The 12,534-nt window shown below is 69.0% G+C and carries 12 protein-coding genes; 5 read left to right on the top strand and 7 right to left on the bottom strand.

The window, feature by feature from the left end:
• The first annotated feature begins 74 nt into the window (after nucleotides 1-74).
• A complete protein-coding gene (locus P0Y41_RS08515) occupies nucleotides 75-1,667 on the top strand; it encodes a DNA-directed DNA polymerase II small subunit (protein ID WP_284060940.1) in 1,593 nt (530 codons plus the stop codon).
• A 35-nt stretch (nucleotides 1,668-1,702) separates the two neighbouring features.
• Nucleotides 1,703-1,849: a hypothetical protein gene (locus tag P0Y41_RS08510; protein WP_284060939.1), complete on the top strand. Its 147-nt coding sequence runs from the start codon at nucleotides 1,703-1,705 to the stop codon at nucleotides 1,847-1,849.
• A 43-nt stretch (nucleotides 1,850-1,892) separates the two neighbouring features.
• Here P0Y41_RS08510 and P0Y41_RS08505 read toward each other — a convergent pair whose 3' ends face one another.
• Complete coding sequence (locus tag P0Y41_RS08505) at nucleotides 1,893-2,321, bottom strand: hypothetical protein (RefSeq protein WP_284060938.1); 429 nt, start codon at nucleotides 2,319-2,321, stop codon at nucleotides 1,893-1,895.
• A 184-nt stretch (nucleotides 2,322-2,505) separates the two neighbouring features.
• On the opposite strand from P0Y41_RS08505, the gene P0Y41_RS08500 reads away from it, so the two are divergent.
• Nucleotides 2,506-3,198 (top strand): class I SAM-dependent methyltransferase, encoded by a 693-nt coding sequence (locus P0Y41_RS08500; RefSeq protein WP_284060937.1) that lies wholly within the window; start codon nucleotides 2,506-2,508, stop codon nucleotides 3,196-3,198.
• Nucleotides 3,199-3,216: 18 nt separating this feature from the next.
• Here the strand turns inward: P0Y41_RS08500 and P0Y41_RS08495 are convergent, their stop codons facing one another.
• The 4 genes from P0Y41_RS08495 to P0Y41_RS08480 form a co-directional block, all read right to left on the bottom strand.
• Entirely contained in the window at nucleotides 3,217-3,528 is a 312-nt protein-coding gene (locus P0Y41_RS08495; RefSeq protein WP_284060936.1) for a hypothetical protein, read from the bottom strand.
• Nucleotides 3,529-3,605: 77 nt separating this feature from the next.
• Nucleotides 3,606-4,823 (bottom strand): ABC transporter ATP-binding protein, encoded by a 1,218-nt coding sequence (locus tag P0Y41_RS08490; RefSeq protein ID WP_284060935.1) that lies wholly within the window; start codon nucleotides 4,821-4,823, stop codon nucleotides 3,606-3,608.
• Nucleotides 4,816-6,588, bottom strand: coding sequence for an ABC transporter permease (locus tag P0Y41_RS08485; protein ID WP_284060934.1), 1,773 nt, complete (start codon nucleotides 6,586-6,588; stop codon nucleotides 4,816-4,818). The genes P0Y41_RS08490 and P0Y41_RS08485 overlap by 8 nt, the downstream gene beginning before the upstream one ends.
• Nucleotides 6,549-7,727, bottom strand: coding sequence for a thiamine ABC transporter substrate-binding protein (locus P0Y41_RS08480; RefSeq protein ID WP_284060933.1), 1,179 nt, complete (start codon nucleotides 7,725-7,727; stop codon nucleotides 6,549-6,551). The genes P0Y41_RS08485 and P0Y41_RS08480 overlap by 40 nt, the downstream gene beginning before the upstream one ends.
• Nucleotides 7,728-7,913: 186 nt before the next feature.
• Here P0Y41_RS08480 and P0Y41_RS08475 point away from each other — a divergent pair, with 186 nt between their 5' ends.
• Complete coding sequence (locus P0Y41_RS08475; protein ID WP_284060932.1) at nucleotides 7,914-8,984, top strand: AI-2E family transporter; 1,071 nt, start codon at nucleotides 7,914-7,916, stop codon at nucleotides 8,982-8,984.
• A 32-nt stretch (nucleotides 8,985-9,016) separates the two neighbouring features.
• Here the strand turns inward: P0Y41_RS08475 and P0Y41_RS08470 are convergent, their stop codons facing one another.
• Nucleotides 9,017-9,850, bottom strand: coding sequence for a sulfurtransferase (locus P0Y41_RS08470; protein ID WP_284060931.1), 834 nt, complete (start codon nucleotides 9,848-9,850; stop codon nucleotides 9,017-9,019).
• A 251-nt stretch (nucleotides 9,851-10,101) separates the two neighbouring features.
• Here P0Y41_RS08470 and P0Y41_RS08465 point away from each other — a divergent pair, with 251 nt between their 5' ends.
• Complete coding sequence (locus P0Y41_RS08465) at nucleotides 10,102-10,971, top strand: sulfurtransferase (RefSeq protein ID WP_284060930.1); 870 nt, start codon at nucleotides 10,102-10,104, stop codon at nucleotides 10,969-10,971.
• Nucleotides 10,972-11,001: 30 nt separating this feature from the next.
• On the opposite strand, the gene P0Y41_RS08460 is transcribed toward P0Y41_RS08465, so the two are convergent.
• Nucleotides 11,002-12,477: a PAS domain-containing sensor histidine kinase gene (locus tag P0Y41_RS08460; RefSeq protein WP_284060929.1), complete on the bottom strand. Its 1,476-nt coding sequence runs from the start codon at nucleotides 12,475-12,477 to the stop codon at nucleotides 11,002-11,004.
• Nucleotides 12,478-12,534 lie beyond the last annotated feature (57 nt).

The raw sequence follows: 12,534 nt of genomic DNA, 5'->3' as shown, positions 1-12,534 counted from the left end.
CCGTCGGCATCGCGTCGGGTCGACGGCTCTTTCCAGTCGCTATCCTTTTGACTGCCGCAGGCGGACCACTGGGCGTGCCGCTGGAGACGTCCTCTCGAATCGTACAGGCGCTCGCCCGCCGCGGGTACAACGCCGAACGGGAGGCCGTCACCCTCATCGCCGAATCGGCGACGCCGGATCTCGCACTCGAAGCCGCCATCGAAACTGCGCCGGAGGACGCGCTCGTTCTCACCGCCGACCACGTCCGCGAGGCGGTCGAAAGCGATCCCCTTCCGGACCCCGAACAGGTCGCGGACGCGACCCCGCCCGCTGCGTCGGCGAATTCGGGATCGCCGCCGTCGACGAACGACGCTCCGCCGTCAAACCCCTCTGTTTCGACTGGAACGGCCGGGCGGAAATCCAAACAGGACGCCGGCGCTGTTCCAGACGAAACGGGGGGGTATCCGGCCGGCGATCGGTCCCCACAGCAGCCCGTCGTCGCGAACGATATGACCGGGGAGTCGACCGGGACGGGCGCGTACGACGAGTTCGTCGGCGTGTTCCGCGACCGGTACGAACGGCTCTCCGGACAGCTCCGGGGGCGCGTCAACCACCGGCCCGCAGACTCGATCGAAGCGATGGGCGGCGGCGCCGACGTGGAGATGATCGGCCTGGTCAACGACATCCGGTCGACCGCGTCGGGCCACTGGCTCATCGAACTCGAGGACACCACCGGCACGTTCCCGTGTCTGGTGATGAAAGACCGGGACATCGCGGACCTGGTCGACGAGCTCCTCATGGACGAGTGCATCGCCGTGTCCGGAACGCTCGCCGACGACGCGGGGATCGTCTTCGTCGACGCGATCCACTTCCCCGACGTTCCGCGCACTTACCGGCCGAGCACCGCCGACCGTCACGTCCAGGCGGCGCTGATCTCGGACGTGCACGTCGGGTCTCAGGAGTTTCTCGCGGACGCGTGGTCGCGCTTCGCCGACTGGCTCCACACCGAGGACGCCGAATCGGTCGAGTACCTCCTCATCGCGGGCGACATGGTCGAAGGCGTGGGGGTCTACCCGAACCAAGACGAGGAACTCGACATCATCGACATCTACGACCAGTACGAGACGTTCTCGGAGCACCTGAAGGAGGTGCCCGGTGACATGGAGATCGTGATGATCCCCGGAAACCACGACGCGGTTCGACTCGCCGAGCCGCAGCCGGGGTTCGACGAGGAGCTTCGAGAGATCATGAGCGCGCACGACCCACAGATCGTGTCCAACCCCGCGATGGTCGACGTCGAGGGCGTCTCGATCCTGATGTATCACGGCGTCTCGCTGGACGAGGTTATCGCGGAGTTACCCGAGGAGAAGGCCAGCTACGACGATCCGCACAAGGCGATGTACCAGCTTCTCAAGAAGCGCCACGTCGCTCCGCAGTTCGGCGGCAAGACCCGCGTGGCCCCCGAGGAGCGCGACTACCTCGTTATCGACGAGGTGCCGGACGTGTTCCACACCGGCCACGTCCACAAGCTCGGATGGGGGAAGTACCACAACGTCCTCGCGGTCAACTCCGGCTGCTGGCAGGCCCAGACCGACTTCCAGAAGTCCGTCAACATCGACCCTGACGTCGCTCACGCGCCGATCCTCGATCTCGATACGCTCGACATGACTGTCCGGAAGTTCGTGTGATCGGCCGTCAGACGGAGCCTACCGACCGACCCCTGGTGGTCACGTTGGGGGCCGGCGCGCTGGCAAACCACGACTGGCCCGACCGGGTTCGCGCGGGCGAACCGCTCGACGACCTCGATCCGGGCGTCGTGTTCGCTCCCGACGCCTCCCTCAGTGACCCCGAGGTTCCGAGCGACGACTGACCCCGACGGCGTCGGCGTGGTCGCGCCTTCAGGCGATCCGTCGTCACGCCTTCTCCACTCGGTAGCGCGTCGTCGCCTTCCCCTCGAACCGCGGCCCCGCCCCCGACTCGACGAAGCCGGCCGACTCGGCCGCCTCCCGGAGTTCCGTCTCGCCCTCGACGACGAGCAGTTCGACCCCCATGCTCTCGCTGGCGGCGAACCGGAGGGGCTCGGCAAGCAGCTGTTCGGCGGCCCCGCGGGTGCCGCCGAACTGGGTGACGTGGACGGTGTCGCCGCGGACGTCGAAGCTGACGAATCCAAGGAGGTCGTCGGGGTCGGCGTCGACGTCCTCGTTCGGGTCCGTGGCGGCGGCCTCCTCGACGGCGACGCGAACCGTCCGGTCGTGGACCAGGCCCCGCATCGCGTCCGACGGCGCGTCCGCGATGGCCGCCAGCGCCTCGGCGTCCGCCTCCACCGCGTCCCGGACGTGCATACCCTCGCTATGCCCGCATCCCTCCTAAAGCCCCACCTCGTCACGCCCCGTCACGTGGATCTCGACCGCCGTTCCCTGCCGGCTCCCCCTTCCGGTTCTCTGCCGGCTAGGGGGCATCTCCGTCGAGCCCGGCGCCGGTCCGACACCGGCGGACCCTTAGGTCGTGGCCGTCGACTGCCACGACATGAGCGTTCGCGACGAGTTCGACTCGTGGGCCGCCGACGGCCGCGACAAGGGAATGGAGGAGCGCCACTGGCACACCGCGAAGCACGCGCTCGCACGGATGCCGATCGAGGACGGTGACCGCGTCCTCGACCTGGGAACCGGCAGCGGCTACGCGCTTCGCGCGCTCGCAGAGTCGGCCGGGATGGCCCGCGGCTACGGCCTCGACGGCGCTCCCGAGATGGCGCGCAACGCTCGCGAGTACGCCGTCGACGCGTCGCCGGCAGCCCAACTCGGCTTCGTCGTCGGCGACTTCGGTCACCTCCCGTTCGCTGACGACTCGCTGGACCACGCCTTCACGATGGAGGCGTTCTACTACAGCGCCGACCCACACGAGACGCTCCGGGAGGTCGCGCGCGTCCTGAAGCCCGGCGGCACGTTCTACTGCGCGGTCAACTACTACGAGGAAAACGTCCACAGCCACGACTGGCAGGAGCACATCTCCGTCGACATGACCCGCTGGGACGCCGACCAGTACCGAGCGGCGTTCCGCGAGGCCGGACTGTCCGTCGCCGAACAGGACAGCGTCCCCGACCGGGAAACTGAGATCCCGCCGGCTGAAGCGTTCCCGACGGAAAACTGGGACACGCGCGAGGCCATGGTTGAGCGCTACCGCGAACTCGGCACGCTGCTCACCGTCGGCGTGGCGCCGTAACCGGCGGTCGCGCCCGGTTCATCGGTCTGTCGATTTGTCGCCGCCGTCGTTCCCACCTCGGCTGCCGTCGTTTCCACTCGGGCCGCCGTCGCTCCCAGTATCGGGGCGGTCCTCGTCGGCTGACTGAGTCGATTCGCCGACGGTGAGCGGCCCGCGGCCCAGCAGGATCGACACCCCGCCGAGGAGGCTCCCGCCGACGATCAGCACCATCAGCGGTTCGAGCACGCCGGCGAGTAGCAGGAAACCCGCCGAGACGACTGTGACCAGCCAGACGAGCAGCAGGTCTTGTATCGATCTGTCCCAGCCGCCGCTCACATCGGTCTCGCTCACGGGACCCGTGACTCAGCGGGCTGTGAAAAACCACGGGAGTCGAGGCGGTCGCGACGGGTCGGTCGACGCCCGTCCGCTCACTCACGTTCGACCACATGCACGTCCGCGGCGTCGACGGCGAGCGTCACCGCCTCCCCGACCGCGAACGACCGGTCCCCAGCGGTCTGTGCGACCACCTCGACGCCGTTCCACTCGCAGCCGACCCGGGTCGCGTCCCCGAGGAACTCGGTGTGGGTGACGGTCGCAGACAGCGTCGCGCTGGCGCCATCGTCCGTCGGACCTCCAGCCGACTGGTCGGCGCTCGCCGACCGTGACGACGCAGTCGGGCGTTCCGTCTTACTCGTGTCCGCGCTCTTGCCGGAGCGAACCCGGATCCGTTCGGGGCGGATACAGACGACGAGTCGGTCCCCTTCGCGGGGACCGACCTCAGCTTCGACTGGAAGCGGGAGGGACTCACCTCCACCCCCCTCGATCCGAAGCGCCGGCGACGATCGGGCGTCGCCGCCGGCAACACCCGTGGGGACCGACCCGCTGGCGTCGTCGACGACGGCGCCCGCGAACACGTTGTTGTCGCCGAGGAACTCCGCGACGAACCGAGTCGCCGGCGCGTCGTACAGCGCCCGCGGCGGGCCGACCTGTTCGATCCGACCGTCGTTGACGACGGCGACGCGGTCGGAGACCGACAGCGCCTCCTCTTGATCGTGGGTGACGTACACGGTCGTGATGTCGAGTTCGCGCTGGATCTCCCGCACCTGTACCCGGAGGCGCTCGCGAAGGCGCGCGTCCAGCGCCGACATCGGCTCGTCGAGCAGGAGCAGTCGCGGCTCGGGCGCGAGTGCCCGGGCGAGCGCCACCCGCTGCTGTTGCCCGCCCGACAGCGTGTCCGGGTCGCGGTCGGCGAACTCAGGCAGGTCGACGAGGTCGAGCAACTCGGCGACGCGCTCGGACTTCGTCGTCCCCGCGGGCGGCTCCGCGAATCGGAGACCGTACGCGACGTTCTCGCCGACGGTCATGTGCGGGAACAGCGCGTAGCTCTGGAACACGACGCCGACCCCCCTGGCTTCGGGTGGAACCCCGGCCATCGACTCGCCGCCGATGTGGACGGCCCCCGCGGTCGGCTCCTCGAACCCCGCGAGACAGCGGAGCGTGGTGGTCTTCCCGCACCCGGAGGGGCCAACGAGGGTGAAGAACTCCCCCTCGGTGACGCGAAGGTCGACGCCGTCGAGCGCGGTCGTCGAACCGTATTCGACGCGGAGATCTTCCACTCGAACGTGGGTGGTGCTGTCGTCACCCACGGAACTCACCCCCGACGCGCTCGATGACGACGAACGAGGCCGCCGTCACCGCCAGCAACACCGTCCCCATCGCGGTCGCGGGGCCGAGCCGCCGACCGATGAACCGCTCGACGGCGACGGGCATAGTGTCGGTGCCGCCGCCCTCCGCGAGGATGACGGTGGCGTCGAACTCGCCGATGGAGATGGCGAACGCGAAGGCCGCGCCGGCGACGATCCCCGGCCACACGAGCGGCAACTCGACGTCGAGCACGGTCCGCGCGCGGGAGGCGCCGAGCGCCCGCGCCGACTCGACGAGCGCCCGGTCGAGGCGGTCCAGCGGCGGGGCCACCGTCCGCACGACGAACGGGTAGGCGCCGACCGCGTGGGCGGCGACGATGGCGACGGCGCCCGTGACGGTGAACCGGTAGCCGAACGCCTCGACCCCGAACACGAGCCCGCGGAGCAGCCCGAGGCCGACGACGATCCCCGAGACTGCGAGCGGCGCCATCGACAGCGCGTCGACGAGCCAGCGCCCGCGGAATCGCCTGGTCGTGAGCACGCCCATCGCGACGCCCAGCGGCAGCGCGAGCGCGAGCGTCGCCGCCCCGAACAGCAGCGAGTTGACGATTGCGGGGAACGGTTTCACCTGGAAGTCCGCACCGGTCGCCTGTCGCTCCAGGAGGAACCGGTAGGCGTCGAGCGTGAGCCGGCCGTCGACGCTGACGCTGGCGTAGATCATGCTCGCGAGCGGCGCGACGAACACGAGCGCGACGACGACGGCGTAGCCGGCGATCGCGAGCCGGCGAAGGGCCCGCTCGCGGGTCCACGACTCGGGCCACAGCGACCGGCGGATCAACCCGCGCGTGTCGCGGCGCTCGGCGGCCTGCGCGCGCTCGTACCGGAGGTACACCGCCATCAGTGACAGCGAGACCCCAGTTTCCAACACCGCCAGCGACGCCGCGCGGCCGTACTCCAACTGGCGTCTGGCCGCGTAGATGAACACCTCGATGGTGGCGTACTGCGAGCCGCCCAGCGCCAGCGGGATGGCGAACGTCGCGAACGTGAACACGAACGTCAGCGTCGCGCCGGTGAGCACCGCCGGAAGCAGCTGCGGCACCACCACGTCGCGGAACGCCCGCCGCGGAGAGGCGCCCAGCGACCGGGCGGTCTCGACGGCGCCGGCGTCGACGGACTCCCACGCCGCGGCGACGACGCGCGTCACGAGCGGGGCGTTGTAAAAGGCGTGCGCGACGAGAATGGCGCCCAGCGACGGAAGCAAGTCGAGCTCGGGGAGCCCGAGCGCCGACAGCCCCGCGTTGAGCGTCCCATTCGCGCCGAACGTGGCGTAAAACGCCGCGGCGACCAGCACCGAGGGGACGACGAACGGCACCATCGTCACCGACCGAAGCGTCTCGCGACCGCGGAACTCGAAGCGCGCGAGCACCCACGCGCCCGGCAGCCCGAGGGCGACGCTGAGCGCCGTCGACAGCAGCGCCTGGTACGCGGTGAACCCGAGCACGCGAACGAGGTAGAACTCGTCGGTGAGCACCTCGGCGAGCGGTCCGAAAGTGACCCGGTCGCCCTCGACGACGGCGTCGACGAACACGGTCGCGATCGGGTAGTAGAACAGCAGCGCGAGCAGGAGGGCCGTGACGGCCGCCAGCAGGGGGAGCGCGAACCGCTCGGCGAGTGCCGCGGGACCGGCCGTCCGCGCGCGTCGAAGGGCTCGAGCGAGTCGAGCTCCGCTCACCCGCCGGCGAAGCGCCGCGCCCACTGGTCGGTCCATGTGCCGAGGTTCGCTTCGAGTTCGTCGTACGTGAAGGTGACCGACTCGGGCGGCTCCTTGGCGTACTGCGCGTAGTCCTCGGGCAGCGGCGCGTCCGCGATCGCCGGGAACGCGACGTTGCGCTGGGCGATCCCGGCCTGGATCTCCGGCCGGAGCATGAACTCCATGAATCGTCGGGCGAGCCGCGGCGCGTCGCTGTCGGCGAATCGGGCCATCCCCTCCGGGTTGGCGTACCCCTGGTCGTTCAGGAACCGGATCTGGTGTTTGTCGAGGTCCTGTCCCTCGGTGGAGGCGAACACCTGGTCGGTGGAGTACGAGACGATCATTGGCGCCTCCTCGTTGAGGTACGCCGAGTAGGAGTCCGACCAGTTGCCGAGCACGGTGATCCCGTTGTCTTGGAGTCGCTCCCAGTAGTCGAGGTAGCCGTTTGTGCCGAAAGCGTCGATGGTGTGGAGCATGAACGCCTCGCCGGTCGTCGAGGTTGTCGGGTTCTGCGCGATGAGATCATCTCCGAACTCGGCGGCCGTCAGATCCTCGAACGTCTCGGGGGCGGCGAACTCGCCGCCGTCCATCGTCGCGTTCCACACCAGCGAGACGTAGCCGGTGTCGAACGGGACGGCCCGGCTCTGCGGGTCGAATCGGAGGCCGTCTTTGATCGCGTCGCCGCCGGCGATGTCGCCCGCTTCCGCGAACAGCGGGCCCGTGAACTGCCCTTCGCCGCGCTGGCTGTCGACGTCGATGAGCTGCCCCGTGTCGAGCCCGACGTACACGTCGGCTTCGAAGTCAACTCCCTGCACCGCGCGCTCGATGTAGTAGTTGAGCTCGGAGTCGGGCGTCTGGTACACGAGCGTCGCGTCGAACTCGGACTCGAACTCCTCTTTGAGCCACGCGCCCGGGCTCGTCGACGGCGCGTTCACGAACGGCGGATACGTCGCGACCACGAGCGTGTCGGCCATCGACTCGGTCGGTTCTCCCGTCGTCGTCCCCGCGGTCGGTTCGGCGGTGCCGCCCGCATCGGTCGGCTCGCTCGTCGTCTCCTCAGCGACTGGCTCGGCCGAACAGCCGGCGAGCCCGGCGACGCCTGCGGCCCCAACCGCCCGGAGGAATCGCCGTCTGCTGCGTCCGTTCGCGTCTGTCATTACTCGGTGGTCACACCCGGAGATAATTAATCCCCGCGGTTCGCAGTGCCGGCGGTGGGGAAGGCGGTCGTCCGCGTTGCGGTCGCCGACCCGCGAGCGACGGTCACGGTCTCTCAGCCCACGAACGGATCGTCGCCCGGCTTCCGACGGGCAACCGTTTTGTACCGAGGGGTGCGGTGTAGCCGTATGCAGCCCAGTCGGCGGACCGCGCTCGCGGCGCTGCTGGCCGGGCTTCTCGTCCTCGCGGCGCTCGTGCTCGCGAGCGTCCTCTCGACGGTTGTGTTCGCGATCACCGTCGCGTACGTGTTGTACCCGTTCCGCGAGATGGTTAGCGGACGCAGCTATCCCGACCGCGTCGCCGCGGGCGCGGCGACGGCCGCGGGCTTTCTCGGCGTCGTCGCGCTCGCGGTGCCGATCGCGTTCGTGCTGTATCGCCGTCGTCGGGACCTACTGACGTTCTTCGAGGCGATCCCAGAACGGATCTCTGTCGAGATCGGGGCGTTCGCGTACGCGCTCGAAACGGCGCCGCTGTTGCAGGCCGCGCAGGCGACGCTGCGCGATCTCGCGATCTCGCTCGCAGCGGCGGCCCCCGTCATCGCACTGAAGCTCGTCGTGTTCGTCATTCTCGTGTACGGGCTGTTGTTGAAGCCGAACGCGCCGCGCGTCGCCGTGCTGCGGCTGTGCCCCGGCGCGTACCACGACGTCCTGTTCGCGCTCCACCGCCGCACGGCGTCGACGTTGCGGGCGATCTACGTGCTGCAGGGGGCGACCGCGATCGCGACGTTCGCCGTCGCGCTGGTGACGTTCGCGGCGCTTGGGTACAGTTCGCCGTTCGCGCTGGCGGTCGTTGCGGGCGTGCTCCAGTTCGTTCCCGTGCTGGGACCGAGCGTCGTCGTCGTCGCGCTGGCGGTCGTCGACCTCGTCGCCGGCAACGCCTTCCGCGCGATGATCGTTCTGGTCGTCGGACTGATCCTCGTCGGGTTCATTCCCGACGCCGTGATCCGCCCGCGGCTCGCCGGTGGCGCAACCGACCTCCCCGTCTCCGTGTACTTCGTCGGCTTCGTCGGTGGGCTGCTCACGCTGGGGGCGATCGGGTTCGTCGTCGGACCGCTCGTCGTCGCGCTGTTGGCCGAGACGGTGCGGCTGCTCTCGGAGAACGGCGTTCCCACCCAACAACAGCTCCCGGGGCTCGGCGCGGATCCGGACCTGCCCCCCGATGGGACGCCGCCGGAGACCGACGACGAGCATTCCTCCTGAGTCGCGCGTCTGTCGGCTGCCGCTCCGTGCGCCTACTCGGCGACGACTTCGCCGTCGCGCTGCTCCCATTCGGTGAGACTTCCCTCGTAGAACAGCACGTCCTCGTAGCCGAGGTGACGGAGCACGAGGTACGTGTGGCTGATCCGCCGAGCCGTGTTGCAGTACAACAGAACCTCCCGATCCGGGGTGATTCCACTCGCCCGAAGCGTCGCCTCCAACTCGGCACGCGGCTTCAGTCCGCGCGTGTCGGGGTCGACCAGCTCCAGCCAGTCGAGGTTCACCGCGCCCGGGAGGTGTCCCGCGGCGTACTCCTCGGGGTCGCGGGTGTCGACGATCACGGTCTCTCCGCCGAGACGGTCGCGAACGCCCTCGAAATCCACGAGCGGGGAGTCCGCGGGCTCGCCGGGTTCGTAGTCGGCCGCGTCGACTTCGGGGGCCTCGCGCGCTGTCTCGCGTTCGCGGCTCCACGAGCTATAGTCGCCGTCGAGCACGTGCAGCCGCGCGGGGTCGTGACCGTACAGCTCCGCGGTCACCAGAAACCGGGCGGCGAACACGCCGTGTTCGTCGTCGTACGCGACGATCTCGTCTCCGGGGGAGACGCCGGCGTCGGAGAGCAGTTCGCTCCACCGGTCGACGCCGGGGAGCATCCCCTCGTCGCCGTGGTCTCGCGGCTCGTCGTCGCTCGACTCGTCCGCGGCTAAAGCCGCGCTCTCGCCGGCGTCACTTCGGAACTCGTCGAACGGGATCGAGACGGCGCCCGGAACGTGGCCGATGCCGTCGTACTCCCAGGCGTCGCGCACGTCGACGACGCGGACCTCGCCGACCCGGTCGGCGAGCCACGAGGCGGGGACGAACGTGTCGTTCATGGCCGCCGTTCGCACGGCCGCGGTAAAAGCCCGGCCGCCCCGGCGACGCCCGCGCCCCGTCAGAGGAAGCAGCAATTGTTGCTGCTCAACGCACGCCGTGGTGCCTCCGGTCGCCGCGGTCCGTCGCCGGTGACAGGTGTCCCGAGAGGGGGGCGAAAACCCACGGCAACATCATCCGGTTCGAGCGACGATTGGCCGCCTCTGCCGGTGATACGGGTATTATACGGCGGGAACACGTATGGGTGAGTGCAATGTCACATTACGCGAAGGACGTGCTCGTCGACGCCGATTGGGTGGAGTCCCACCTCGACGAGTTCCAGTCCGACGACGCGGCGCACCGACTCGTGGAGGTGGACGTCGACACCGAGGCGTACGACGCCGAACACGCCCCCGGCGCAATCGGCTTCAACTGGGAGACGGATCTCCAAGACCAGACCCAGCGCGACGTGCTCACGAAGGACGACTTCGAGGCGCTGAACGCCGAACACGGCATCAGCGACGACTCCACGGTCGTTCTCTACGGGGACAACTCGAACTGGTTCGCCGCCTACACCTACTGGCAGTACAAGTACTACGGCCACGACGACGTGAAGCTCCTCGACGGCGGCCGCGAGTACTGGCTTGAGAACGACTACCCGACCACCGACGAGGTACCGTCGTTCCCCGAGACGAGCTACGAGGCCGACGAGCCAGACGAGTCGATCCGCGCGTACCGCGACGACGTGGACGACGCCATCGGCGCGGGCGTTCCGCTCGTCGACGTTCGCTCGCCCGAGGAGTACAGCGGCGAGATTCTCGCCCCGCCCGGACTCCAGGAGACCGCCCAGCGCGGCGGCCACATCCCCGGCGCCCGCAACATCTCGTGGGCCTCCGTCACCAACGACGACGGGACGTTCAAGACCCAGGCGGAGCTGGAGGAGCTGTACGAGGACGTGCTCGCGGAGGGAGACGACGAGATCGTCGCGTACTGCCGAATCGGCGAGCGCTCGTCGGTCGCGTGGTTCGCGCTCCACGAACTCGTCGGCGCCGACCAGACCGTCAACTACGACGGTTCCTGGACGGAGTGGGGCAATCTCGTGCGCGCCCCGATCGTGACGGGCAGCGAGCCCGGCGGCGAGTAGGTCGCTCGCGGCTACCCGGACGCGGACTGATCAGCCGGACGCGCCGTCGATTCGGTCGACGCTCGCGTCCGGTTCGTCCGCTCTCGACCCGTCCGACTCGGACTCTCCCGGAAGCGTCGGGACGCTGATCTCGACTCGGTTCCCTCGTGTCGCACCCCGATCGACGCTGATGTCGCCGTCGGAGAGTTCGACGCACCAGTAGACGAGCCAGCTCCCCAGTCCGCTGCTGTGGCGGACCGGGTCCATTCCGAACTCGTGAGAGCCGGTCAACACGTTCACCTCGATGTCGGGGATCGGATCGGCGTCGTCGGCGATCTCGATCGTCGCCTCCCCGTCCCCAGTCCGAACGTGAGCGCTGACAACCGGCCGGTCGTCGTCGCAGTGAACGATCCCGTTTTCGAGCAGTTCCGTCACCGCGACCACGGTCAACGACGACACCCGCACCGACGGCTCGCCCGACTCCACGACGGACTCGACGAGCGCCTGCGGATGTCGGTCGCGCACCCGGTCGACCGCGCGTTCGACGGCGTCGACGAGCGCGGTTCGCTCGTTGAACCGCTGGTTGACGACGAGCTCGATGATCTGCCGCTCCTTGGCCGCGGTCTGGAGCAGTCGCGTGCCGGTCGTTCGGATCTGATCGGTCAGCGCCGCCGCCTCCGGGAACTCGTCGGCGATCTGCTCTGCGGTGCCCAGTATCACGTTGAGGTCGTTCCGGAGGTTGTGTCGGAGGAGGTTGTCCATCACCACTAGGTGCTGTTCGCGACGGTGACGTTCGGTGACGTCGCGGCTGAACCCGGCGATCCGCGTCACGGAGCCATTCTCGACGATCGGCACCGCCTGTACCCACACCCACCGAGTGAAGTTCTCCTCGGCGTTGACCCGGTACTCGATGTCGATGGACTCCCCGCCGCTGAGCCGCTCCATCGCGTCGATCACCGAGGCGACGTCGTCCGGATGGATCGCATCGATGAACGCCACCGCGTCGTCGTACAGCTCCGCCGGGGAGACGCCGTAGATCTGGTTGACGGCGTCGTTGACGAACAGCGCCTCCGACCAGTCGCCGGTGAACAGCCAGAGGCCGTCCCCCGACATCGACGCGATCGTGTTCAACCGTGCGGCGGCCTCTTCGCGGGTCTTCTCGGCGGCGACTCGATCGGTGATGTCGCGAGAGCTCACCACGTAGCCGTCGATCGTCGCGTCCGTCAGGTTCGACATCCGGCTTTCGAGCCAGGACCAGTCACCGCCGCTGGTTCGGTGCCGGTAGGTGACGGTCGTTTCGTCGTAGTCGTCCGATCGGACCGTCCGGGCGAACTCCCGGCGGACCGCGGGTGCGTCGTCCGGGTGGATGTACTCGAAGGCGTTCTCGCCGAGAAGGGTCTCCGGATCGTACCCGAGGATCGTCTCCGCGGCGGCGTTGACGTAGGTGAACGTTCCGTCTTCGGTGATCACGGCGATCTTGTCCTGCGCGGTGTCGAGGAGCAGTTCACCGAGCGACGGGTCGCCCATAGGCGCGCTCAGACACCAACCATGAAAAAGGTGCGTATGTGTCTCCCTCCCGGCATT

This window comes from Halobaculum halobium (genome assembly GCF_030127145.1).
Classification (GTDB): domain Archaea; phylum Halobacteriota; class Halobacteria; order Halobacteriales; family Haloferacaceae; genus Halobaculum; species Halobaculum halobium.
The sequence above is the reverse complement of the archived record's forward strand: the minus strand, read 5'-3'. Positions and strand labels throughout refer to the sequence as shown.